The 23641-nt window shown below is 66.9% G+C and carries 21 protein-coding genes and 1 riboswitch; of the genes, 14 read left to right on the top strand and 7 right to left on the bottom strand.

The genetic code is table 11. The features are described 5' to 3' along the window. The first annotated feature begins 4 nt into the window (after positions 1–4). The 8 genes from cbiB (at position 5) to cobT (ending at position 10023) form a co-directional block, all read left to right on the top strand. Complete coding sequence (cbiB, locus tag ACTPOI_RS17905) at positions 5–1027, top strand: adenosylcobinamide-phosphate synthase CbiB (protein ID WP_440111215.1); 1023 nt, start codon at positions 5–7, stop codon at positions 1025–1027. Then, positions 1024–2157, top strand: a complete 1134-nt coding sequence (locus tag ACTPOI_RS17910) for an aminotransferase class I/II-fold pyridoxal phosphate-dependent enzyme (RefSeq protein WP_440111217.1) — start codon at positions 1024–1026, stop codon at positions 2155–2157. Before cbiB ends, ACTPOI_RS17910 begins: the two co-directional genes overlap by 4 nt. 11 nt (positions 2158–2168) lie before the next feature. Further along, positions 2169–2963, top strand: a complete 795-nt coding sequence (locus ACTPOI_RS17915) for a HipA family kinase (RefSeq protein WP_440111219.1) — start codon at positions 2169–2171, stop codon at positions 2961–2963. Next, complete coding sequence (locus ACTPOI_RS17920) at positions 2950–3342, top strand: DUF3037 domain-containing protein (RefSeq protein ID WP_440111221.1); 393 nt, start codon at positions 2950–2952, stop codon at positions 3340–3342. The genes ACTPOI_RS17915 and ACTPOI_RS17920 overlap by 14 nt, the downstream gene beginning before the upstream one ends. A gap of 73 nt (positions 3343–3415) precedes the next feature. Continuing rightward, positions 3416–4879: a cobyric acid synthase gene (locus tag ACTPOI_RS17925; RefSeq protein WP_440112664.1), complete on the top strand. Its 1464-nt coding sequence runs from the start codon at positions 3416–3418 to the stop codon at positions 4877–4879. A 582-nt stretch (positions 4880–5461) separates the two neighbouring features. Next, entirely contained in the window at positions 5462–7210 is a 1749-nt protein-coding gene (locus ACTPOI_RS17930) for an AMP-binding protein (RefSeq protein ID WP_440111223.1), read from the top strand. Positions 7211–7246: 36 nt separating this feature from the next. Then, positions 7247–8158 carry a bile acid:sodium symporter family protein gene (locus ACTPOI_RS17935; protein WP_440111225.1) on the top strand — a complete coding sequence of 304 codons (912 nt, stop codon included), beginning with the start codon at positions 7247–7249 and terminating at the stop codon, positions 8156–8158. A 37-nt stretch (positions 8159–8195) separates the two neighbouring features. After that, a riboswitch (cobalamin riboswitch) is annotated at positions 8196–8548 on the top strand. 419 nt (positions 8549–8967) lie between these two features. Further along, positions 8968–10023 carry a nicotinate-nucleotide--dimethylbenzimidazole phosphoribosyltransferase gene (gene cobT, locus ACTPOI_RS17940; RefSeq protein WP_440111227.1) on the top strand — a complete coding sequence of 352 codons (1056 nt, stop codon included), beginning with the start codon at positions 8968–8970 and terminating at the stop codon, positions 10021–10023. A gap of 29 nt (positions 10024–10052) precedes the next feature. On the opposite strand, the gene ACTPOI_RS17945 is transcribed toward cobT, so the two are convergent. The 3 genes from ACTPOI_RS17945 to ACTPOI_RS17955 form a co-directional block, all read right to left on the bottom strand. Beyond that, positions 10053–11186: a GGDEF domain-containing protein gene (locus ACTPOI_RS17945; protein ID WP_440111229.1), complete on the bottom strand. Its 1134-nt coding sequence runs from the start codon at positions 11184–11186 to the stop codon at positions 10053–10055. A 113-nt stretch (positions 11187–11299) separates the two neighbouring features. Further along, positions 11300–11944: an endonuclease III gene (gene nth / locus ACTPOI_RS17950; RefSeq protein ID WP_440111231.1), complete on the bottom strand. Its 645-nt coding sequence runs from the start codon at positions 11942–11944 to the stop codon at positions 11300–11302. A 68-nt stretch (positions 11945–12012) separates the two neighbouring features. Further along, positions 12013–12492 carry an AraC family transcriptional regulator gene (locus ACTPOI_RS17955; protein WP_440111233.1) on the bottom strand — a complete coding sequence of 160 codons (480 nt, stop codon included), beginning with the start codon at positions 12490–12492 and terminating at the stop codon, positions 12013–12015. A 126-nt stretch (positions 12493–12618) separates the two neighbouring features. On the opposite strand from ACTPOI_RS17955, the gene ACTPOI_RS17960 reads away from it, so the two are divergent. The 3 genes from ACTPOI_RS17960 to ACTPOI_RS17970 are packed head-to-tail and all read left to right on the top strand — an operon-like array spanning position 12619 to position 14815. Beyond that, positions 12619–13809 (top strand): PLP-dependent aminotransferase family protein, encoded by a 1191-nt coding sequence (locus ACTPOI_RS17960; RefSeq protein WP_440111235.1) that lies wholly within the window; start codon positions 12619–12621, stop codon positions 13807–13809. 8 nt (positions 13810–13817) lie between these two features. After that, on the top strand, positions 13818–14588 hold the full coding sequence (locus ACTPOI_RS17965; protein ID WP_440111237.1) for a lysozyme inhibitor LprI family protein: 771 nt from the start codon (positions 13818–13820) through the stop codon (positions 14586–14588). A 2-nt stretch (positions 14589–14590) separates the two neighbouring features. After that, complete coding sequence (locus tag ACTPOI_RS17970; protein WP_440111239.1) at positions 14591–14815, top strand: SlyX family protein; 225 nt, start codon at positions 14591–14593, stop codon at positions 14813–14815. A 130-nt stretch (positions 14816–14945) separates the two neighbouring features. Here the strand turns inward: ACTPOI_RS17970 and ACTPOI_RS17975 are convergent, their stop codons facing one another. Then, the gene (locus ACTPOI_RS17975) at positions 14946–15578 is read right to left on the bottom strand and encodes a TetR/AcrR family transcriptional regulator (RefSeq protein WP_440111241.1); all 633 of its coding nucleotides are present in this window, start codon (positions 15576–15578) and stop codon (positions 14946–14948) included. Positions 15579–15676: 98 nt separating this feature from the next. Here ACTPOI_RS17975 and ACTPOI_RS17980 point away from each other — a divergent pair, with 98 nt between their 5' ends. Then, positions 15677–17740: an oxidoreductase gene (locus ACTPOI_RS17980; protein ID WP_440112666.1), complete on the top strand. Its 2064-nt coding sequence runs from the start codon at positions 15677–15679 to the stop codon at positions 17738–17740. A 98-nt stretch (positions 17741–17838) separates the two neighbouring features. On the opposite strand, the gene ACTPOI_RS17985 is transcribed toward ACTPOI_RS17980, so the two are convergent. Then, positions 17839–18513 (bottom strand): 3'-5' exonuclease, encoded by a 675-nt coding sequence (locus ACTPOI_RS17985; protein WP_440111243.1) that lies wholly within the window; start codon positions 18511–18513, stop codon positions 17839–17841. Positions 18514–18586: 73 nt separating this feature from the next. Then, positions 18587–19657, bottom strand: a complete 1071-nt coding sequence (gene pstS, locus ACTPOI_RS17990; protein ID WP_440111245.1) for a phosphate ABC transporter substrate-binding protein PstS — start codon at positions 19655–19657, stop codon at positions 18587–18589. Positions 19658–19927: 270 nt separating this feature from the next. On the opposite strand from pstS, the gene ACTPOI_RS17995 reads away from it, so the two are divergent. Continuing rightward, positions 19928–21676, top strand: coding sequence for a methyl-accepting chemotaxis protein (locus tag ACTPOI_RS17995; RefSeq protein WP_440111247.1), 1749 nt, complete (start codon positions 19928–19930; stop codon positions 21674–21676). Between the two features lie 223 nt (positions 21677–21899). Here the strand turns inward: ACTPOI_RS17995 and ACTPOI_RS18000 are convergent, their stop codons facing one another. Then, a complete protein-coding gene (locus ACTPOI_RS18000; protein WP_440111249.1) occupies positions 21900–23156 on the bottom strand; it encodes a sensor domain-containing diguanylate cyclase in 1257 nt (418 codons plus the stop codon). Between the two features lie 91 nt (positions 23157–23247). Between ACTPOI_RS18000 and ACTPOI_RS18005 the strand changes: the two genes are divergently transcribed. Then, positions 23248–23595 (top strand): DUF6172 family protein, encoded by a 348-nt coding sequence (locus ACTPOI_RS18005; protein WP_440111251.1) that lies wholly within the window; start codon positions 23248–23250, stop codon positions 23593–23595. Positions 23596–23641: the final 46 nt, after the last annotated feature.

The raw sequence follows: 23641 nt of genomic DNA on the forward strand, positions 1-23641 counted from the left end.
TCCCATGGCACTGTGGATCGCGCCCTCGTTGCTGGCGGACCAGCCCTGGTGGGCGCTGGCGGCTCTGCTGTGCGTGCCCGCGCTTGCGCTGTGCGTGGACCACCGCTGGGGCGAGCCGCCGCTGCGCTGGCACCCGGTGGTATGGATGGGGCGTGCCTTGCAGTGGTGGGGCGACAGGCTGGCCCCGCTGGCGCCCAACACGCCAGGGGCGGTGCCGCGGCGCGATTTGGGGTGTTTTTGGCGTGCAGCGCTCGTTTGGATTGCCTTGGCAGCTATTATTTGTATAGCATTTGGTGCTTTCCAGGCGGCGCTGTCCGTGTTGCCCGGCGCGCTGGCCGCGGTGCTGCTGGCACTGGCGCTCAAACCGCTGCTGGCCTGGCGGATGCTGCGCGACGAAGTGCTGGCGGTGGAGGCTGCCCTGGGCCAGTCGCTGGAGGCCGGGCGCGCGCAGTTGGCCCGGCTGGTCAGCCGCGATGTGTCGGCGCTGAGCACGGGCGAGGTACGCGAGTCGGCCATCGAATCGCTCGCCGAGAACCTCAACGACTCGGTGGTGGCACCGCTGTTCTGGTTTGCGCTGGCCGGCCTGCCCGGCGCGGCGCTGTACCGCTTTGCCAACACGGCCGACGCCATGTGGGGCTACCCCGGCGTGCGCGGCGGGCGCTACTGGCAATGGGCCGGCAAATGGGCTGCAAGGGCTGACGACGTGCTCTCGTGGGTACCTGCACGCATCACGGCCGCACTGCTGGCGCTGGCCGCCCGTGGTTTGCCGCTGCGCCCGCTGGTGCACGAGGCGCGTAAGACCCCGTCGCCCAACAGCGGCTGGCCCATGGCGGCCATGGCGCTGGCGCTCGGTGTGCGCCTGGCCAAGCCCGGCGTATACGTGCTGCACAGCCAGGGCCGTGTGCCCGGGGCCGCCGACACGCAGCGCGCGGTGCGCGTGGCGAAGACGGCTTTGCTGGCCCTGCTGCCGGTGCTGGCTGCCTTGCAGGCGCTGGTGTGGGTGCTGGTGGGCAAGGCGATGGCATGACCCGATCCAGTAACGTCGATCAAGTGGCCCGGCTGCCCGCGCTGCCTGTGGTGCACGGAGGACCAGACGCTGCCGGCGTGCCGCTGCACGACTTCTCGACCAACCGCAACGCCGCTGGCCCCTGCGATGAGGCATTGCGGGCAGTGCGTGCAGCCGACCCCTGCCATTACCCGGACCCGGCCTACACCGCGCTGCGCGAGGCACTGGGCGCCTTCCATGGCGTGTCGCCGGCGCGCGTGGTGCTGGCAGCCAGCGCCAGCGAATTCATCCACCGCATCACCGACGTGGCAGCGCAGCAGGGCGCGCATGCGGTGCAGGTGCCGCTGCATGGTTTTGGCGAATACGCACGCGCCGCAATGGCGCGAGGGATGGAGGTACAGCAGCCACGCAGCGGCCCGCTGCACGCACCGCTGCAATGGGCCTGCGAGCCTTCCAGCCCGCTGGGTTTGCCCGACCTGGCCCTGCAGCAGTGGGCTGCCATGACGGCCGTGGATGATGCGCGGGCGCGGGTGCCGAGCGAACAACCGGTCCTGCGCGTGGTGGACTGCGCCTACGCCCCGCTGCGGCTGGAGGGGGGCAACGCGTGGACGGGCTCACCCCGTGGCGACCTGCCGCCCGGTGCCTGGCAGCTCTGGAGCCCAAACAAGGCCCTGGGCATGACGGGCGTGCGGGCAGCGTACGCCATCGCACCGTCCGCTGCAGGCCACTGGGTGGAGATGCTGGATGCCCTGGCCCCGGCATGGCCGGTGGGCGCGCACGGCGTAGCCTTGCTGCAGGCCTGGGTGGACCCGGTGGTGCAGCGCTGGCTGGTGTACAGCCTTGAGACCTTGCGCGCCTGGAAGTCGCGCCAGCAAGCGCTGTGCATCGATCTGGGCTGGGCCATCCACTCGGGCAGCCTGGCCAATTATTTCTGTGCGCAGCCGGATACTGCGGGCGACCTGCGTGCACTGCAGGCCCGCCTGGCGGCGCTGCGCCAGGCCGGCATCAAGCTGCGCGACTGCACATCGTTCGGCCTGCCCGGCTCGGTGCGCCTGGGGGTGCTGGCCCCGCAGGCGCAAGATGCGCTCCGTACAGCATGGCTGGCCCTGCGCGGTGGGCGCAGCATCCCGGCTGCACCGGCAAACCCTTGAGGAGCAACGCATTGCGAACCATCACCGTCAACCGATACGTCACGCCGCTGCGTGAAGGCGGCTCCATGCCCGCCGTGGTCGAAGGCGACGACCTGGGCGTGTATGTGCTGAAGTTCCGCGGCGCAGGGCAGGGCGTGCGCGCCCTCATGGCTGAGATCATTGCCGGCGGTATCGCCCGCGCGCTGGGCCTGCCGGTGCCCGAGATCGTGCTGGCGCAGCTTGACCCCGCTTTGGCCCAGACCGAGCCCGACCCTGAGATCCAGGACCTGGTGCGCGCCAGCGCCGGCCTGAACGTGGCCATGGACTACCTCTCGGGCGCGCTCAACTTCGACCCAGCGGTGGATGTGGTGACCAGCGACTTCGCCTCGCGCCTGGTGTGGTTCGACACGCTGGTGGGCAATGTGGACCGCTCGGCACGCAACACCAACCTGCTGGTGTGGCACCGCCAGCCCTGGCTGATCGACCATGGTGCGGCGCTCACGTTTCACCACGCCTGGAACGGCACGGTGGCACAGCCCGCCAAGCCTTTCGCGCCCATCTTCGAACATGTGCTGCTGGCCCAGGCCACGGTCCTCGCGGAGGTGGATGGCGAGCTGGCCGAGCGCCTTGCGCCTGGCGTGCTCCAGGCGGTGCTGGCCGATGTGCCCGATGAGTTCCTGCAGCTGGCTGCGGCCGGGCAGGGCGATGGCCCGCTGGCCACACCAGCGGCGCACCGGCAAGCCTACGCTGACTACTTCACGGCCCGCATTGCTGGCCGCGATGTCTGGCTGACCGCACTGGAGGAGGCTGTGTATGGATCGGCATGACGTGTACGACTACGCCATCGTGCGCGTGGTGCCCCGCGTGGAGCGCGAGGAGTTCATCAACGCCGGTGTGATCCTGTCGTGCCAGCGCAGCGGGTTTCTGCAGGCGGCCGTGGTGCTGGACGAGCCGCGCCTGCTGGCGCTGGACCCGCATGCCGACGTGGACACCGTGCGCCGCCATCTGGCAGCCATCGTGTCCATCTGCGCGGGCGATGCAGCCTGCGGGCCCATTGCGCAGCTGCCGTACCGCGCGCGCTTTCACTGGCTCACGGCCCGGCGCAGCGCCGTCATCCAGACATCACCCGTGCACACCGGCCGCTGCACCGACCCTGCCGCCGCGCTCGCGCACGTCATGCAGCGCATGGTGCTGCCGCTGCGCTGATCGCGCCCATCTTTTTCTCTTCAGTTCCATGTCCCAGCCTTCCAAAACCGGTTCATCCCCCGCCCGCTGCGTGATGGTTCTGGGCACCACCAGTGGTGCCGGCAAAAGCTGGCTCACCACCGCGCTGTGCCGCTACTACAGCAACCTGGGCCTCAGGGTCGCGCCCTTCAAGGCGCAGAACATGAGCAACAACGCGCGGGTGGTGGCCAGCGCAACCGGCCAGGGCGAAATCGGCTCGGCCCAGTACTTCCAGGCCCTGGCAGCGCGCGCCGAGCCCGAGGTGCGCATGAACCCGCTGCTGCTCAAGCCCGAGGCCGACACCCACAGCCAGGTCGTGCTGATGGGGCAGGTGAGCGCCGAACTCACGGCCATGCCCTGGCGCGGCCGCAGCGAAAAGGTGTGGCCGCACATCGCTGCCGCACTGGATGCGCTGCGCGCCGAAAACGATGTGGTGGTGATCGAAGGCGCTGGCTCGCCCGCTGAAATCAATCTGCACGCCAGCGACATCGTGAACATGCGCGTGGCGCGCCACGCCCATGCCCGCTGCCTGCTGGTGACCGACATCGACCGCGGCGGCGCCTTTGCCCACCTGTACGGCACCTGGGCGCTGCTGCCCGAGGATGAGCGCGCGCTGATCCACGGCTTCGTGCTCAACAAGTTCCGCGGTGACGCCAGCCTGCTGGCCCCGGCCCCCCAGATGCTGCAGGATTTGACCGGCGTACCCACCGTGGCCACCATCCCCATGCAATGGCGCCACGGCCTGCCCGAGGAAGACGGTGTGTTCGATGACCGCACCTTGTCCGCGGGCGCCGTACACACCACGGTGGCCGTGATTGCCTACCCGCGCATCAGCAATCTCGACGAATTCCAGCCCCTGAAAAATGTGCCCGGCGTGCGCCTGCTGTGGGCGCGCAGCCCGGCCGACCTTGCGGGCCTCCAACCCACCGACTGGGTGGTGCTGCCCGGCTCCAAGTCCACCGCTACGGATCTGGCTTGGCTGCGCGCGCAGGGTCTGGACCAGGCCGTTGCCGCACACGCGGCGCAGGGCGGGGTGGTGCTGGGCGTGTGTGGTGGCCTGCAGATGCTGGGCGAGGCCCTGATCGACACCGCAGGCATCGACGGCAACGCGCCCGGCCTGGGCCTGCTGCCGCTGGTCACCACATTCGAAGTGGTCAAGACCGTGCAGCGCACCCAGGCGCAATTTGGCGCTGTGCAGGGCCGGTGGGCTGCACTGAAGGACGTGCCCGTCCGCGGCTATGAAATCCACCATGGCCAGACGGCCCAGCACCCGGCCATGGCCGCCAAGGGCGATGTGGCGCGCGAAGTCATCCCGGGCATTGCGTGGCAAAACCAGGCGGGCAATGTGCTGGGCGTGTATCTGCACGGTTTGCTGGAAGACCCTGCGGTGATGAAAGCCCTGTTTGGTGCCGATGCGCCCACGCTGGAGGCGGTGTTTGACGGGCTGGCGCACGGTGTTGCCCCCCACTTCGAACCGGGTGTGCTGGACGGGCTTGTCGCGCAAGGCGACGCTGATTAGCGTGGCCTGTGTGCCGGTGCGCGCGCCCTCAGCGCCGCAACGCGTGGCGCGCGAATAATGGCCTTGGCTTCGGATGTCAATCCGGATAGTCATCCGCGTCGCTGCCAAGCCTCGTTGGTGCCGCACTCCGGATTCGCTGCGTGCCCGGCGCATGGCGCTTTTTGATGGCAACGCATCGGACTCACAAGGTGTGGTCTGGCCCCATGCCCCTGCGTTGGCATCCGCTCGTGACGCGGCGCGTCAATTTGAAACCGAATGGCCGCTAGCGCTTATCTATAAAGCGCTAGTTGCTACAACTAATGGAGCAATCGGGCGCCCCGGTACCTGCAGGAATTTCTTCAGCACGCATCGATATCGGGTCGGTTTGCACTGCCGCCGCCCGCATGGTCATCGCTACCCGGGTTCCTGACTCAGGCGAGCTCGCCGTTGTCGTCGGCAACGCGAGCACGGCCACGCCGACATCCACCAACAGCGCAAAAACCCCTGCGTAAAACCGAGATTCGGGAAATCCGGAGCGGGCATGGCTACGATCCGCCAATTGCGAACGACCGTTCGTTTTTCAACCCTTCCACGAAGCAACCCATGACCGAATTGCCCGCAAGGCCTTGGCACCCCTCGTACCAGCAGGTGGGCATTGCCCCGGAACTACAGGCGCTGCCGTACCGCAACCTGGCCGAGCTGGCCCACGAGTGCTGCAGGAAGTGGGAGGCTGAAAGCAAGGTGAAGGCGGCCTTCAGCTGCGTGGTGCCCAACGGCATGAACGGGCGCCTGAGTTTTGCCGAGGTGGACGAGCTGTCCGACGCGTTTGCCGGCTATCTGCGCGCGGTGGTGGGCCTGAAGGCAGGCGACCGCGTGGCCGTGCAGCTGCCCAACAGCCTGGGTTATCCGGTGGCGGCGCTGGGCGTTTTCAAGGCCGGCTGTGTGCTGGTGAACACCAACCCGCTGTATACCGAAACCGAAATGGTCCACCAGTTCAACAACGCCGGTGCCCAGGTGCTGGTGATGGTGGACATGTTTGCCGACAAGCTGCCGGCGGTGCTGGCCAAGACGGGGATCGAGAAGGTGGTGCTGGCGGCTATTTCGGAGTTCTTCCCGACCGTGCCTGGCGCCGTCGTGCGCGGCGTGCAACGCTACTGGAACCGCGTGCTGCCGCCGGTGTCGGTGCCGCATGTGCGGCTCAAGGATGCATTGACCCAGGGGCGCGCCACGCTGGCCAAGAGACCCGCCCGCACCTATTGGGAAAGCGTGGGCCGCCACGACCTGGCCCTGCTGCAATACACGGGCGGAACCACCGGCGTGAGCAAGGGCGCGATGCTGACGCACGACAACTTGCTGAACAACATCCAGCAGACCCGGGCCATGGGCCAGACCCACATGGCCATGGGCGAGGAATGCGTGCTGACGGCCCTGCCGCTGTATCACATCTTCGCCTTCACGGCCAACCTGCTGGGCTTTCTGTCGATTGGCGGGCACAACGTGCTGATCCCCAACCCGCGGCCGGTGCAGAGCCTGCAACGCGCCATGGAGAATTTCCCCATCACCTGGATGACGGGGGTCAACACCCTGTTCAACGGCCTGCTCAACGAGGAGTGGTTCGTGGCCTATCCGCCCAAGACGCTCAAGGCGTCCATCTCGGGCGGCACCGCGCTGCACACCACGGTGGCGCAGCGCTGGCGCGAGCTGACCAAGACGCCGATCGCCGAGGGTTACGGTCTGACCGAAACCGCCCCGGTGGTGAGTTTCAACCCGCTCACCGGCACGCCGCGCGACGGCAGCATCGGGATTCCCGCCCCGGGCACCGACGTGCGCCTGGTGGACGACCACGGCCAGGACGTGGCAGCTGGCGCACCCGGCGAGATCTGGGTGCGCGGCCCGCAGGTGATGAAGGGCTACTGGAACGCTGAAGAAGAAACCGCCAAGGTGATGAACAACGGCTGGTTCGCCACCGGCGACGTGGCCGTGATGGACGATGGCGGATTCATGCGCATCGTGGACCGCAAGAAGGACATGATTCTGGTGTCGGGCTTCAACGTGTACCCCAACGAGGTGGAGGACGTGATCGCGGACATGGACCATGTGCTGGAGGTGGCCGTGATTGGCGTGCCCGACGCCAAGACCGGCGAAGCGGTGCGTGCCTATGTGGTGCAGAACCCCGACCACGCCAAGGAGGTGATGCCGGCCGACGTGATCGCCCACTGCAAGCAGCACCTGGCAGCCTACAAGGTACCCAAGCTGGTGGTGGTGCGCGACGAACTGCCCAAGAGCCCCGTCGGCAAGGTGCTGCGCAAGGACCTGCGCAAGGCCGTGGCCGAAGAGCTGAACCGCGGTTGAGCCCCACCCCTTCACCCTGACAAAGAGAACTCCAACATGATCTCCGAATTCGAGACCAAGCTGCTGGGCATCATGATGATCGTCATCATGCTCGGCATGGGCGCATCGCTCACCTGGCGCGACTTCCGCATCGCCTTTCGCAAGCCCAAGGGCGTCATCGTGGGCGTGGTGTGCCAGTACGGCATCATGCCGCTGCTGGGCTTCGTGCTGGCGCAGGCGCTGGGCCTGTCACAGGGCCTCACCGTGGGCCTGATCCTCATGGCCTGCATGCCGGGCGGCACCACGTCCAACATCTTCACTTACTTCAGCAAGGCGGTGCTGGCGCTGTCGATCATGATGACCTCGGTGTCCTCGCTGGTCGCACTGGGCATGGTGCCTGCGCTGCTGGAGTTCTATTCGCAGCTCGCCGGGCTGAGCGGCGATTTCAAGATTCCGGCTGGCAACGTTGCGCAGGTGCTGTTTGTGCTGCTGGTGCCCACCGTCCTCGGCATGGTGCTGCGCAAGCTCAACCCCAACATCGGTGCCACCATTGAATTGCTGGGCGGCATGCTGGGGGTGGCGGTGATTCTGTTCCTGGTGTTCACATGGATTCCGCGCAACTACATGCTGTTGGCTGGCACGCCGTGGTACGTGTTCTTCGCGGCCATCGGCCTGGGCATCTTCGGCATGGCGCTGGGCTACGGGCTGGCCCGCCTGCTCAAGCAGGACCCGAACCGCAGCCGCACCATCGCCTTGGAGACCGGGATACAAAACGGCCCGCTGGCGGTGCTGATCGTGACGCTGACCTTCACCGGCTCCATGCAGCAGGAGGTGCTGCTGATCCCGGTGCTGTACTCGCTCTTCATCGTCATCACGTCGAGCATCGTCACGGTGTTCTTCCGCCGCAAGAGCGAAGCCGAGGCCCTGGCCCGCGACCGCGCCAAGGAAGGTTCGGTGCTGGCAAGCTGAGAGACAAGCACCTGCATGGGCAGGGCGCTTGGGGCTGCTACGATCCGTAGCCTCAGGTGCCCAATGCCGCTTCGCGGCAACGGGAGAATCGGGAAGGCGGTGCAAATCCGCCGCGTGCCCAACGCTGTAAGGACGATGCCCCGCACAAATGCCACTGGCGGCCTGGTGCAGTGATTCACGGTGTCTGACACATAAAAAGGCGTCTTTTCGGCCCTGGCTGCGTTGCAAATCCTCGCGATACCGTCTCGTATCGCGGTGGTTAGCGCCTTGCCAGAACCAAAAATACGTCCTTTTATTTGTGCCAGCCAGCGTAAAACACTGCACTGCCGGGAAGGTGTGCGCAGGCAGACGACTCCAAGCCAGAAGACCGGCCTGAGCGATTCTTGGCGCTGCAAGGCCGGGCAGCGCTGCCACTATTCACGCTCAGGGGACTGCCATGAATACCAGCGCGGCGGCGCAAGCTACGCCCAGCGTTCACGCCTGTACACCACAGGCCTGCGACGCCCACACCACACCTTTTTTCCGCGTCCTCGTGCCGCACCCGCTTTTTGTGCCGCGATGGGCGCAGGCATTTTTGGCCCACACCCTTGCCGGGTGAGGTGCCACACCGCGCCCTCGCCACGCGCGCTTGATACCAGCCTTGAGCTTGGGATGAGTCAGCGCGAGCAGGTCGTCGCCCAGCAAGGGCGCGTCGCGATAGCCATCGCCTGACCGAGTTTCCCGGCACCGGCCTCGACCGGTGCGCCCCGCCATCCGCGCGGCCCCTTGATGCGGGCCGCGCCCTAAACCTATTGAAAGCTGAAAACACCATGACCACCAGCCTCCCACTGATTGCCGACATCGCCAATCCCGCACTCACCAAGGCGCTGCAACACACGCTGGACCACAAGACCAAGCCACTGGGCTCGCTCGGGCGGCTGGAAGCCCTGGCGCTCAGGCTGGGGCAGATTCTGGGTACTGAAACCCCTGCGCTGAAGCAGCCGCAGATGGTCGTTTTCGCCGGCGACCACGGCCTGGCCGCGCGCGGTGTGTCGGCCTTTCCGAGCGACGTGACCTGGCAGATGGTCGAAAACTTCCTGGCCGGCGGCGCCGCGGTAAGCGTGCTTTCACGCCAGCACGGCCTGGCCCTCACCGTGGTGGACTGCGGCGTGGCCAAAGCGTTCGCGCCGCGCGCTGCAGTGGCAGGCAAGCCCCAGCTGCTGGTGCGCAAGGTCGCGCCCGGTACGGCCGATGCATCGATGGGCCCGGCCATGACCGCAGCCCAGTGCAGCGAGGCAATCACGAACGGCATGGATGTGGTGCGCAGCTTGCCGGGCAACGCACTGCTGCTGGGCGAGATGGGCATCGGCAACACCTCGGTGGCATCACTCCTGCTGGCGCGCCTGGCGGGCCTGCCGCTGGCGGACTGCGTGGGTGCGGGCACCGGGTTGGATGCGGCTGGCATCGAGCGCAAGCGCGTGGTGCTGCAGCAGGCGCTGGACGCCAACGCCGGTGCCACCAGCCCGCTGGATGCCCTGGCAGCCTTGGGCGGCTACGAGGTGGCCACCATGGTGGGAGCTGTGCTGCAGGCCGCCGCAGAGCGCCGTGTCATCGTGGTCGATGGATTCATCACCAGCGCAGCCGTGCTGGTGGCCAGCCGCATCGCGCCGGCCGTACTGCAGCGCTGCGTGTTCGCCCACCGCTCGGGCGAGCGCGGCCACAGCCTGATGCTGGCGCAGATGCAGGCCGAGCCGCTGCTGGACCTGGGCCTGCGCCTGGGCGAAGGCTCGGGCGCGGCGCTGGCCTGGCCGCTGCTGCAGTCGGCCTGCGCCGTTCTGCGCGAGATGGCGAGCTTTGAGTCAGCCGGGGTGGCCACGCAGGCGTGATGTGCTGGGCCGTCTCTAAGGTGCCGGATTCAGTCCGTGCAGGTCTGGTTGCGCCCGGCGGCCTTGGCGCGGTACAGAGCCGCATCGGCCCGTGAAAGCATGGCGTCCAGACCGTCGGCTCCCCCGCGCCACGCCGTGGCGCCCATGCTGACGTGGCAGTCCAGCGGGTGGCCCTGTGCCAGACTGGTGTGCAGCCGCTGTGACAGCGTCTGTGCGTCGGCCAGGGCGGTTTCGGGCAGCAATAGCGCGAACTCCTCCCCTCCATAGCGAGCGAGCACATCGGTGCTGCGCAGCACCGTCTGCAGGCGCGCCACGACATGGCGCAGCACGGCATCCCCGTGCTGGTGCCCGTGCGTGTCGTTCACGGCCTTGAAATGGTCGAGGTCTATGAGGATCAGGGCTGGTGCAAGGCCATTGCGCTTCGCGCGGGACAACTCGCGCTCGCAGGCCTGCAGGAATGCCCTGCGGTTGAGCACAGGCAGGAGCGGGTCATGCGTGGCCAGATGCTCCAGCTCCGCGCGCAGTCGGTCGGTGGCCATCAGGATGTTGCCCAGCGGTAGCATCAGAGTGGTGAGTACATATGCGCTGACGTAGAGCGTCTGGATTGGGTTGCGGTCCATCAGATCGGTACCGCCCTGGCCGGTGGACAGCGTGTAAAGCCGGCCTGCCAGCACCAACATGTGCAGCACCAGCACTGCCTCCACCAGCCGGATGGGAAAACTCTGGTCACCGCGGCGCAGCAGGAAAACCAGCAACGAACCATAGACGCAAGCCACAACCACCGTGAAGACGCCGACGCGCAGGGGGTAGTGCGGGTACGGAATGGTCAGCACCGTCATGGTGGCCACGGCAATGGCGAGCAGCACCGCCCAGCGCCCCCATGCCACCGGGTGGCCCAGGAAACGCCGCGTACCTGCCAGCTGGCACATGGCTCCCATCAGCAGGAGCGAGTTGGCTGCCACGATGCCCAGCAGGTCGGGAATTGCGCCACGCGCCGAAAAAAGCACCGTGGAAATCACCCACAGCAGCGGCGCCAGGGCCCACATTCCCAGACCGCGGATGCTCGACGGGTACGACCGCCGCATCAGCCCCAGCACCAGCGCCATCAACAGCGACATGACGCCAGCCATGGCGATCAGGGTGCGGGGGTCGAGAACAGGCATGGTGGGTAAGCTTCAGTATACCGGCGGCCCCCCAGGGCACGCGCATGCAGGCCCTGTCCCTGCGGTACCGCAGGTCTCGCGCGGTGGCGGCTCGCCATGGCGGTCTGCCATGCTCACTCAGGCGGCATGGGTGTCTTGGGTCGGTAATCGCAATACACGCTGACCGCGCACTCCCAGCAACGCGGCTTGCGCGCCTGGCACACGTAGCGCCCGTGCAGGATGAGCCAGTGGTGCGAGTCCACGGCATAGGCCTTGGGCACCCGCTTCATCAGCTGCAGTTCCACCGCCAGCGGGTTCTTGCCGGGCGCCAGGCCTGTGCGGTTGCTCACACGGAAGATGTGGGTATCGACCGCCATCGTTGGCTGGCCAAAGGCCACGTTGAGCACCACGTTCGCCGTCTTTCGCCCCACGCCAGGCAGGGCCTCCAGTGCCTCGCGCGTGCGCGGCACCACGCCGCCGTGCTGCTCCACCAGGATGCCGCAGGTTTCCAGCAGGTGCCGGGCCTTGCTCTTGTAAAGGCCGATGGTCTTGATGTAACCCTCCAGGCCCTCCAGCCCCAGATCCAGGATGGCCTGCGGCGTGCCCGCCACCGGAAACAGCCGGCGCGTGGCCTTGTTCACGCCCACATCGGTGGCCTGTGCCGACAGCAGCACGGCGGCCAGCAGCTCGAACACGGTGGTGTATTCCAGCTCGGTGTTGGGCATGGGGTTGGCCGCCTTGAGCGTGGCGAAGAAGGGTTCGATGTGGGCGGTCTTCATGGCGGGTGGGCGGTGGGTCGGTAGGCGGATGGGGTGTTGCAGATGGGTCGCCGCAGGGGCGGCTGCGGTCAGGCGGCGCGCTGCACCGGCATGCACAGCCAGCAGGCAAAGCGGCCCGTGTCTGGGTCTACGGCAAAGTCCTCGTCGTAGATCTCCAGTGCGGCGCGGGCATCGTGCTGCCAGCCTGTGGGCAGCTGCCCTGGGGCGGCCAGCGCAGCCCAGGCGCCGGGCATGTCGGGCCCGGTGCCGGCAAAGCGCACGCACGCGTAGTCGCCGCCCTCAAAGTCCATCACCTGCACGTCGGGCCCGGTGCGCAGGCCCACGCCAATTTGCACGCAGGCGTCGTACCGGCACTGCGCGGCGGGCGTGCAGGCCGGGTTGTCGTGGCTGAAGCCGTAGTAGCGCGGGCGGGGCTCGCTCAGCCGGTTGGCGGCGCACCATGCGCCAAAGCGCTCCCACAGGTCTGTCAGGCCCGGGTGGCCGTAGGCGCCGGTGTGGCGCATGAACGCCAGGCGCATGCGGGGCAGGTTGCGGATCGTGGGGGTCATGGTGCGGGCGTTTGGTGATGAGAGCGAGGGCAGCGGCGCAGGCGTGCGCAGTGTAAGCCGCAGGAAAACTGCTCGCCAATTGGCGACAATGCCGGATTCGTCCAACCATTCCACACTGTCCGCGCCATGCAATTTGCCGATCGCCTCAACAACGTAGAAACCTCTGCCATCCGCGAACTGTTCAAGCTGCTGGGCAAGCCCGGCATCATCAGCTTTGCGGGCGGCTTCCCTGATAGCGCCATGTTTGATGTGGAAGGCATCCGCGCTGCCAGCAACGCTGCACTGGCCGAAGAGCCCGGTGCCGCGCTGCAATACGGCGCCACGGAGGGCTACAACCCGTTGCGCGAGCAGCTGGCCGCTTTCATGGCCAGCAAGGGCGCGAAAGACGTGCTCGCAGACAACCTCATCGTGACCACCGGCAGCCAGCAGGGGCTGGACCTGCTGGGCAAGACGCTGATTTCCCCCGGCGACAAGGTCATTGTCGAGGGCCCCACCTTTCTGGCCACCATTCAGTGTTTCCGCCTGTATGGCGCCGAACTCATCAGCGCCCCCATCGATGGCCACGGCGTGAAGACCGACGAGCTGGAACAGCTGATTGCCGAGCACAAGCCCAAGTTCGTGTACCTGATCCCTACCTTCGGCAACCCCAGCGGCGCCATGCTGAGCCTGGAGCGCCGCAAGGCGGTGCTCGAGATGGCCGTGAAGCACAACACCTTGGTCGTCGAGGACGACCCCTACGGTGACCTGTACTTTGGCGACGCACCCCCGCCCAGCCTGCTGGCCCTGTCGGCCACGGTACCGGGTAGCCGCGAGCTGCTGGTGCACTGCGGGTCCTTGAGCAAGGTGCTGAGCCCGGGCCTGCGCGTGGGCTGGATGATTGCCCCGACCGAGCTGCTGGGCAAGGCGACCATGTGCAAACAGTTCAGCGACGCGCACACCAGCACCTTTGCCCAGGCTACGGCCGCCCAGTACCTCAAGGCTGGCCGCATGCCCGCCACGCTGGCCAATGTGCGCAAGGTGTATGCCGAGCGCGCCCAGGCCATGGGCGACGCGCTACGCAGCGAGCTGGGTGACGCTGTCGAGTTCGTGCAACCCCAGGGCGGCCTTTTTGTGTGGGCGCGCCTGACGGGCGCAGGCGGCAAGGTGGCCGACGGCAATGTGCTGGCCAAGCGGGCCATTGAAAAGGGCGTGGCTTTTGTGCCAGGCACGCCGTTTTTCTGCGCCAACCCCGACCACGCCACATTCCGCCTGTCGTTTGCCACGGCTGATGTGGACAAGATCCGCGAAGGCGTGGCGCGGCTGGGCCAGGCGATCTGAGCGGCGCGATGAGTCATCGGCTTGCCGCGCTGGTGGGCACGCTGCTGGTCAGCCTGGCCGCGCACGCCCAGCCTGAACAGCCTCCCGACGCGTCCACCCCGGCGTTCGACTGCCAGCGCGCCAGCAAGGCGGTGGAGCGTTGGATCTGCACCACTCCTGCGCTGGCGCTGGCCGATCAGCAACTGAGCCAGGTGTACGTCACCGCCCAGTCCAAGCCCGACGATGACGCAGCGCTGGCAGCGCTGCGCCGCGCCCAGTTGCGCTGGCTGCGCGAGCGCAACCGATGTGAAGCGCCCGACTGCGTGGCTGCCAGCTATGCGCGCCGCACGTCCACGCTGGAGGCCGGCAACGCGCGTGTGCAGCGGGTGCAGGGGCAGCCGTTCGAGCCGGTGTTCTCGCGTACGGTGCCCAACGTGAACGATACGCGTGCCATCTCCGGCATCGTGCTGCAGCGCGCCCAGGCAACGGCTTACCAGGTGGAGCTGTACACCGACCCGAAAGATGCGCGGCGCTGGGCGCACGGCGGGCCGGGGGCGCGCATTGCCTGCTGGCCGCCTGACCGGCAGGAAGGCTATGCATCGCGCTTTCAGTACGCCGCCCGTTCCTGGGGCGACGCGTTTCGCAAGATCGAGCGCGATGGGCGCCAGGGTTATGTCCTGCTGCGCTTCGTGGTGGGCAAGGACCTGCCGCTCCATGAAGACATCCGCTGCACCGTGGCGCTGACGGAGTGGCTGCTGGACCACCCCAGCGAACTCCACGTCGTACCCGTACCCCGCTGACCATGCCCGACACCACACCTGAAGACACCCTCCGCCGCCTTGAAGCCCTGGAGATCAAGTCCAGCTTCATGGAAGACCTACTGGACCAGCTCAACCTGACGATCTACCAGCAGCAGCAATTAATCGACCGGCTGACCCACGAGGTGATCGAGCTGCGCAAGCAGGCGCCGGAAGCGGGCTCAGGTGGTGCGCGAAACCTGCGCGACGAACTGCCCCCGCACTATTGAGCCAGGGCTCGCGCCGCCAACGCGGCCGCCATCAGGCATGTTTTGACGCGCGGCTTGCCGCAGCGTTGCACGTCGAAGCGACCCATGTGTCCGGGTGATGTTGCTTCGGCGGGTGCCACGCTGGGTGCCGTCACGCCTGCACCACCCGCCATGCTGCGTCGGCCAGCTCGGCCCGGTAGGTGGCAGGCGAGGGCAGCGTGCCGTGGCTTGAGCGGTCGGACAGCCAGGCGCGGCAATAGCTTTGCACCGGGCCCATCACCAGCGAAGGCATCAGCTCGCAGGGCAGGTCGCGCAGCGTGCCAGACGCCCGGTGCGGCTCGAACCACGCCACCAGCGCCTGGTTGCGCCCGCGTGCGGCCTCCGCCAGATCGGCCTTGCGCGGGCCAGCAGCCACGGCGCCGCGGGCCTGGAACAGAAAGCGCGCCCGCTCGGGCTGCGCCACCACCCAGTCCAGATAGCCCGTGACCAGGGCCTGCACGCCCGCCTCTACGCCATGGGCGGAATCCAGTTGCGCCTGCACGCTGCGCGACTGGTCGTGAAAGATCTCGAAGAACAGCGCCGCCACGATGCCATCCCGGTTGCCAAAGTGGTGGTAGATGCTGCCCACGCTGGCCCCGCAGCGCGCGCGCACGCCGTCGATGGTGACCGCATCCACACCGCCTTCGGCCGCGCAGGCCAGGGCGGCATTCAGGATGTCCTGGCGGCGGTCTGTGGGTGCTTCGGCAGTGGATGCATTGGGGGGCGGGGAATTGCGGCTTGCCATGGAGCAGGATTCTAGAATAAAGTTCTAGAAAATACTTCTAGTTCACGATGGTTCCCATGCATCCTTCCTCCATTGCACCCCCTGCGGCCGCGGCCTCGATGCCCGGCGCCGCCCTGTACCCGCACCTGCTTGCCCCCCTGGACCTGGGCTTCACCACCCTCAAGAACCGGGTGCTTATGGGCTCCATGCACACAGGGCTGGAGGATGGGCGCGACCTCACGCGCATGGCCGCCTACTTCCGCGAGCGCGCCGAGGGCGATGTGGGCCTGATCGTGACCGGCGGCTTTGCGCCCAACATCGCGGGCTGGGCCAAGCCGTTTGCCGGTACGCTCGCCACCTCGGGCGCAGCGCGCCGCCACCGCGTGGTGACCGACGCCGTGCACGGCGCGGGCGGCAAGATCGCGCTGCAGATCCTGCACACCGGCCGCTATGCCTACCACCCGCTGGCCGTGGCGCCGTCGCGCCTGCAGTCGCCCATCTCGCCGTTCACCCCGTTTGCGCTGTCGGCGCGCGGGGTGGAGCGCCAGATCCGCGCTTTCGTCAACTGCGCCATGAAGGCGCGCGAGGCCGGGTATGACGGCGTGGAGGTGATGGGCTCGGAGGGGTACTTCATCAACCAGTTCCTGTCGCAGGCCACCAACCTGCGCACCGACGAATGGGGCGGCGACTACAGCCACCGCATGCGTCTGCCGGTGGACATCATCGGCCGCATGCGCGAGGCCGTGGGGCCGGACTTCATCATCATCTACCGCCTGTCGATGATCGACCTGGTGCCCGGCGGCAGCGCCTGGGACGAGATCGTCACGCTGGGCAAGGCTGTGGCCACGGGCGGGGCCAACATCGTGAACACCGGCATCGGCTGGCACGAGGCGCGTGTGCCAACCATAGCCACCAGCGTGCCGCGCGCGGCGTTTGCGTGGGTCACGCAGAAGATGAAGGCCGAGTTCGTGGCCGCTGGCATCACCACGCCGCTGGTCACGTCCAACCGCATCAACACGCCCGAGGTGGCCGAGCAGGTGCTGGCTGACGGCTGCGCCGACATGGTGTCGATGGCGCGGCCGCTGCTGGCCGATGCGGCCTTTGTCAAAAAGGCGGCGCAGGGCAAGGCCGACCGCATCAACACCTGCATCGCCTGCAACCAGGCCTGCCTGGATCATGTGTTCCAGAACAAGACCAGCAGCTGTCTGGTAAACCCGCGCGCCTGCCACGAGACGGAGCTGGTGTACCGGCCCATTGCCGCGCCATCGTCCAAAAAACGCATCGCCGTGGTGGGTGCGGGCCCGGCAGGCCTGACCGCCGCCACGGTGGCCGCCGAGCGCGGGCACCAGGTGCACCTGTTCGACGCGGCAGCGGCCATCGGCGGGCAGCTGAACATGGCCAAGGTCATCCCGGGCAAGGAAGAATTCCACGAGATGCTGCGCTACCTGGCCCACCGCGTGGAAGACACGGGCGTGCACCTGCACCTGAACCAGCGCGTGCAGGCCGCGGACCTGATGGGCTATGACGAGGTGATCGTCGCCACCGGCGTGGAGCCGCGCGACCCGAAGATCCCCGGACAGGACCACGCCAAGGTGCTGAGCTACATCGACGTGCTGCGGCACGGCAAGCCGGTGGGGCAACGTGTGGCGGTCATCGGTGCAGGGGGCATCGGCTTTGACGTGGCCGAATACCTGACGCACGGCGACCACCCCTCCACCACGCTGGACCTGCCTGCCTGGAAGGCCGAGTGGGGCATCACCGACCCGGCCCAGGCGCGCGGTGGCCTGGCCGCCAGCGGCCCGCGCGCCACGCCTCCTGCCCGCCAGGTGACGCTGCTGCAGCGCAAGCAGGGCAAGCTGGGCGCGGGCCTGGGCAAGACCACGGGCTGGATCCACCGCACCGCGCTCAAGATGAAAGAGGTGCAGATGGTGAGCGGGGTGAACTACGAGCGCATCGGCGACGAGGGGCTGCTGGTGTCGTACGGCAAAAATCGCGAGGACCCGACCTGGATTCCGTGCGACACCGTGGTGCTGTGTGCCGGGCAGGTGCCGCTGTTCAGCCTGGCTCAGGATCTGGAGGCTGCAGGCCGCAAGCCGCACCGCATCGGCGGCGCGCTGGAGGCGGGCGAGCTCGATGCCAAGCGCGCCATCGACCAGGCCGCCCGGCTGGCGGCGCGCCTGTAAGGCGCTGCAGGCAGAAAATCAGGCCAAAGTGGGCTGAGGCCTTTTATAAATAATGCCTGAATGCTATATGTTTCATAGCGTTTGGTGATGCGCAGGGCTTAGCGTTCCGCAGCAGGACTTCCCAGCGCATGGAAGACCCGCAAGGCTGCCCATGCATCGTTGGCGGCATAGACCAGCTGCGCTTCTGTCAGCCTGGGGTTTGCCCAGTTGGAAGTCGCTGCTTTCTTCGACTTGATGAAGCGCCGGTTGAAAAGCACCGCCACAGCGCCCTTGACGCCCATGTCCTTGCGGTAGCCGCGCTGGCGAAACACGGTGTTCAGCTCGAGCACGTCGGCGGGCTGCACGCCCAGCTTGCGCTGGATGCGCTTGGTGTCGTCCCCCAGGCCAAAGCCCGCCTTGGTCACCCCACGCAACGCCAGCAACTCGGCCACCCGGGCGCGGCAGCCCGGTTCGTGCAGCTGGAACACCCACGCGCGCTCCAGCGTGGCCAGCTGCACGATGTGCGGGCCGTCCGAAACCTCATCGCGCACGAAGGTGGGCTTGGATTCGGTGTCGAATCCCCACGCGGGGGCATCTGCCATCGCAGCGCAGGCAAGGTCGGCCTGGGCTGCGGTCGTCACCAGGGTGATGCGGTCCAGCCCCAGCCGTTCAAAGGGTTCCAGCAGCGCGATCTCGTCCTTGTGCGGTGTCGGGTGCTGTTCGCCCCGGGCGGTAGCGGCGGTGGGCCTGTGCTGCTGCGGTGCTGGCCCGCTGGGGAAAGGTGGGGAGCTCATGCGATGCATTTTGCCGCTTCGGGCTGTGCGGCCGCACCCGCGTGCCGGGCACGGCGCTGGCGCTCATGACGTTTCAGGGGCTCGGTGGGTGGATTGACGACAACAGCCCCATTCCCAGCGCTCTTCCCTGCGGGTCGCGCACCGCGGTGATCTGCCTGAAGGCCGACGCCTGCACGCGGTCCGGCAGCCGCACGAAGTTGTTTTCCTGCACCAGGCTGTCGCCGTTCAGGAACGACCAGATCACGAACCGCAGTGCAGCGGCCGTCTGTTCAGGGTTGCGAGCCACCTTGGGAAACACGACAAACGTGCCCATGGTAATGGGCCAGGAGGATTTACCGGGCCGCTGCGTCAATGTGGTGTTGAAGCTGCCCGATGCCGCCCAGTCGCTGTTGGAAAGCGCAGAGCGGAATGCATCCATGGATGGCTTGATATAGACACCGTCGGCATTTTTTATCTGAACCGCCGAAAGGCCGTAGTCCGCCACATAACCATAATCCACATAACCGATGGAGCCCGCCGTTTCGCGCACGCCCTTGGCTACGCCTTCGCTTCCTTTGAACGCCAGAAAACCGGCGGGCCATGCAAAGCTGTTCCTGGCCCCATACGCAGCTTTCCATTTTGGGTTGACCTTGCCAAGATAATCCGCAAAGTTATAAGTGGTTCCCGAGCCGTCTGCCCGTACCACGACCTTGATGGGCAGGTCGGGCAGCGTCATGTCGGTATTGAGGGCAGCGATTTCGGCTGCATTCCAGCGGGTGATCTCGCCCATGAAGATACGGCTGAGCACCTCGCCCGTCAGGCGCAAGGGCGCTCCCTGCATCCTTGGCAGGTTCACCACGGGCGCAATGCCGGTTATGGCTACCGGCAAGGCAAGCAGGCCGTGCTCTGCCAGGTCTTTGTCGGATGGATAGACGTCTGTGGCGCCGAAGCCTACGGCCTGTTGCTGGATTTTCTTCATGCCTGCGCTAGAGCCAATGGATTCGTATTCCACTGCGTGGCCCACGGCCTGCGAGTACGCCTTGGCCCAGCTGCGGTAGATCGGTGCAGCCGCAGACGAGCCTGCGCCCGCGGCGGTTTCAGCATGCGCAGATATAGCCTGCAAAAGTACAAGTGGAAGCCAGAGGAGGTGCCGGAGAATATTCATTTGTTTTTAGCTATTTTCTGATCTGTTCATATCGACAGGCGTTCTGCTAGTGAATTCAGTGTGGCCTTGAATCCATGTCTGAAGGGTACTTTATCAACCTTGTAACAGCGTTGGTAACACGGCCTGTGCGTTGCAAGGTCATTCACCCCGCGTCACGGTGTTGTCACTTGAAACGAATAGCTTGGCGCAAGCCCTTTGGCCGTATTCCACCGCAATACCCTGGCCGGGCTTTGGCAAAACTCCCCAAAGGACCGTCGCATGCTCCAAAAAATGAAAATAGGCACCCGTCTCGCGTTGGCGTTTGCAGTGCTTTTGTTGCTGATCTCTGCGCTGGCCGCAGGGGCCGTTTCGGGCGCCACAAGACTGGCCGAGCGCAGTGAAACGCTGTACACCGACCGCACCGTACCCATGGGGGTGCTCGCAGAGCTGGGCGACCTCACGCAGCGCAACCGTGTGCTCGTGATGGACATGCTGATGGACCCCGGCACCGCAAATCTGCAGGCCAGCCACGCGGCGCTGACCACCAACGTCGAGCACATCCGGGAACTGTGGAAAACCTACACGTCCCGAACGCTGGGCGCGCAGGAGCAGGCCCTGGCGAAGGCATTTGCGGACGAAAACGACGCCTACCTGGCCGAGGCGCTGGTGCCGGCATCAACCGCGCTGGTGGCGGGCAAGTACGACGATGGTTCCGAGCTTTACCTCACGCGCATCCGGCCCGCGGCACCCCGGGTGCAGGCTGCCATCGACCAGCTGATATCCCTGCAGGTGAACGTGGCTGCAGCCGAGTTTGCTGCAGCGCAGGCGCTGAGCCAGCGCATCCTGTGGTGGATGCTGGGCGCAGCGGGCGCCGCGCTGCTGGCCGGTGCCGCCATGGCCTGGGTCATCACACGGTCCATATCGGTCCCCTTGCGGCGTGCCGTCACGCTGGCGCGCACGGTGGCGCGCGGCGACCTGAGTGCCCGCATCCCTGTGGAAGGCACCGACGAGACCGCCGAGCTGCTGGGCGCGCTGCGTGACATGAACCAGCAGCTGGCGCGCGTGATTGCGCAGGTGCGCACAAGCACCCAAACCGTTGCCCACGAAGCTGCAGCCATGGCGGGCAGCACGCAGCAGCTCGCCCGCCGCACCGAGGTGCAGGCGTCCAGCCTGCAGGAGACGGCGGCCTCGATGGAACAGCTGGCCATCACGGTGCAGCACAACACCGACAACGCCCTGCGCGCTGCCGACCTTGCAGAGCAGGCCAGCCGTGTTGCGAACGAGGGCGGCAGCGCGATGCACGAGGTGATCACCACCATGCAGGTCATCCGGTCGCAGTCGCAAAAGGTCACCGACATCATCAAGGTGATCGATGACATCGCCTTCCAGACCAACTTGCTTGCCCTGAATGCTGCGGTGGAGGCGGCCCGCGCGGGGGACCAGGGCCGTGGATTCGCCGTGGTGGCGAACGAGGTGCGTGGGCTATCGCAGCGCAGCGGCACGGCGGCACGTGAGATCCGTGGACTGATCTCCGCCAGCGTTCAGGGTGTGGAGCGCGGGGCCATGCTGGTGGGCAAGGCCGGCGAGAGGGTGGCCAGCACGGTGGAACACGTCCAGCAGGTGGCCTCGCTCATCACCGCCATCAAGGAGGCGGGTCAGGAGCAGGCCCGCGGCATCGCGCAGATCGGGGAGGCGGTGCGGCATCTGGACGCGGCCACCCAGCAAAACGCCGCGCTGGTGGATGAGAACTCCGGTACATCCACTGGGCTGAAGCAGCAAGCCCTAAGCCTGCTGGACACGGTGGAGCAGTTTCGCCTTTCGGAAGGCCCTCCGGTGACGGAGCCAACCGCTGTAGGGCAGGGCCCGGCGTTCATGCAGGCCGCACGGCGGCTCCCGCTTGCGGTCAACGCGGCCACTGCCGCCGCGCTCGGCGTGTCTTCTGCCGCGCCGCTGGCGGTGCAAGACCACCGCGGTTTGGCCCACCGGCCCGTGCTGACATCCTCCATCCCGGGGGATCGCTGGCTGCCGCTGGTGCCGTAAAGCCCTTACGCCGCATCGCCGGGCCATGTGAACGCGCGGCCACTGCGGTGTGCTGTGTTGAAGGCCGTCGTGTTGGCCGCGGTGAGGGCTGCTTCATGCACCGTGCAGCTTTGAGTTTCGCATGCACAGATGCCTGGGGGACGCGGCCAGCAAGGCAGGGCAGGACGCTTGCGGAAAGCGTCAGGCCCGCATGGACGGGACAGCGCGTGTAAGGCCTGTGGTGCTACAGCGGCTCGAACATCGCCAGCTGGTCACGGCCACCGTGCTTGGCGGTGTACAGGGCCTGGTCCACCCGGTCCATGGTGTCGCGCAGGCTGCGGTCGCCGGGGTGGGCGGTGCCCAGGCCCACGCTCACGGTGATGCCGTAGCCGTTGCCCAGCAGGTCGACCAGCTGCAGGTCGCGAATGGCTTGCAGGATGCGCGACGCCACCTCGGTGCCGCCATGCACGTTGGTGTCGGGCAGCATGGCGCCAAACTCTTCGCCACCGAGCCGCCCCAAGAGGTCGCCCTCGCGCAGCTGCGCCTTGACCGCCTGGGCAAATGCGGCCAGCGTGCGGTCGCCCACCAGGTGCCCGAACCGGTCGTTGACGGACTTGAAGTGGTCCACGTCCAGCATCAGCAGCACAAAGGGGGTGTTCTGGCTCAGGCACCGCGCGTACACCGCCTCGGCGCCGTCCAGGAAGGCGCGGCGGTTGGCGATGCCGGTGAGCATGTCGGTGGTGGCCAGGCGCTGCAGTTCGCGCTCAAGGTTCTTGCGCTGGGTCACATCGCGGTACACGCCCTCGACGCCCGCGAAATTGCCCGCCTGGTCATAGAGCGCATGGCTGCTGATGGAGATGTCGATCACCACGCCATCGCGCCGCACCATCTGGCCGGGGAAGTCCGAAACTTCGCCCTTTTCAAGGATGGCGGCCTTGAAGGCATCACGGTCGGAGCTTTGCGGGTAGTACGACTCGGCCGTGCGGCCTTCGATTTCGTGGGGCTCGCACCCGAGCACGCGGCGCACGCCCGGGCCCACGTGCTGCACCACGCCTTGCGCATCGGTGCGGTAGTACACGTCCTGCATGCTGTCGAACAGGCGCCGGAAGTTCTGCTCGCTCTCGCGCAGCTGGTCCTGGATTTCGCTCTGGTGCGTCATGTCCATTCCGCACATCATCACGGCGGGGGCGCCATCCCATTCGATGCCCACGCTGGAGATCAGCACCATGCGCAGGCTTCCCCGCGTGGTGCAGATGCGAAACTCGGCCGCGCGGTTGGGGCGGCCCGCCTGCTCGGGGCCCGCCACTTCCTGGATGCGCTTGGTGGAGCGCGGCTTGTCCAGCGGGTGCACGAAGTCGGCGGAGGGCCTGCCGATCAGCGCCTGTTCGCTGTCGGCCTCCAGCAGGGCCACGCTCGACGGGTTGGCGTAGCGGATGGCACCATCCTGCGTGATGAGTACCGCCGCGGGAAGACGCTGCAACAGGGCCAGATCGGGGTGCATTCGGGTGGGGAGGACCAGAAAGTGGTGCGGCATTGTGGCACCGGCGCTTTCTTCGTTAAAGGGATATTTGCGCCGGGCGGTACCATCGCCCATGAGAAAAATTTTCCCCCTGCGCATCGAAGGCAAGAATCCTGACCGCATCCTGGACGCCGTCAAGAACGAAATCCGCAAATACATCCGCCGCGAACGCCGCCGCGACCTGCCCGAAGGCGCCGACTTCTGGGATTTTGACTGCCGTTTCGGCACCACCCGCGAAGACGCCCAGGTCGCCCACCTGGCGCAGCTGACCGGCCTGATCAACGCGGTAGCCGCCGAAGGCGGCACCCAGCTGTATGTGGAGATCCTGGCCAAGCCGGGCAAGCGCCAGCCGAGGCCGGCCGGCGAGCGTGATGCTGCTGCGGGTGATGACGCAGACCCGGGCGACGACGAAATCGCCTGAAGCACCCCCAGGGGGATTTGGCACCGCTGCTGAGTGCCATCCGGGC

It is taken from the genome of Acidovorax sp. BL-A-41-H1 (assembly GCF_051942715.1).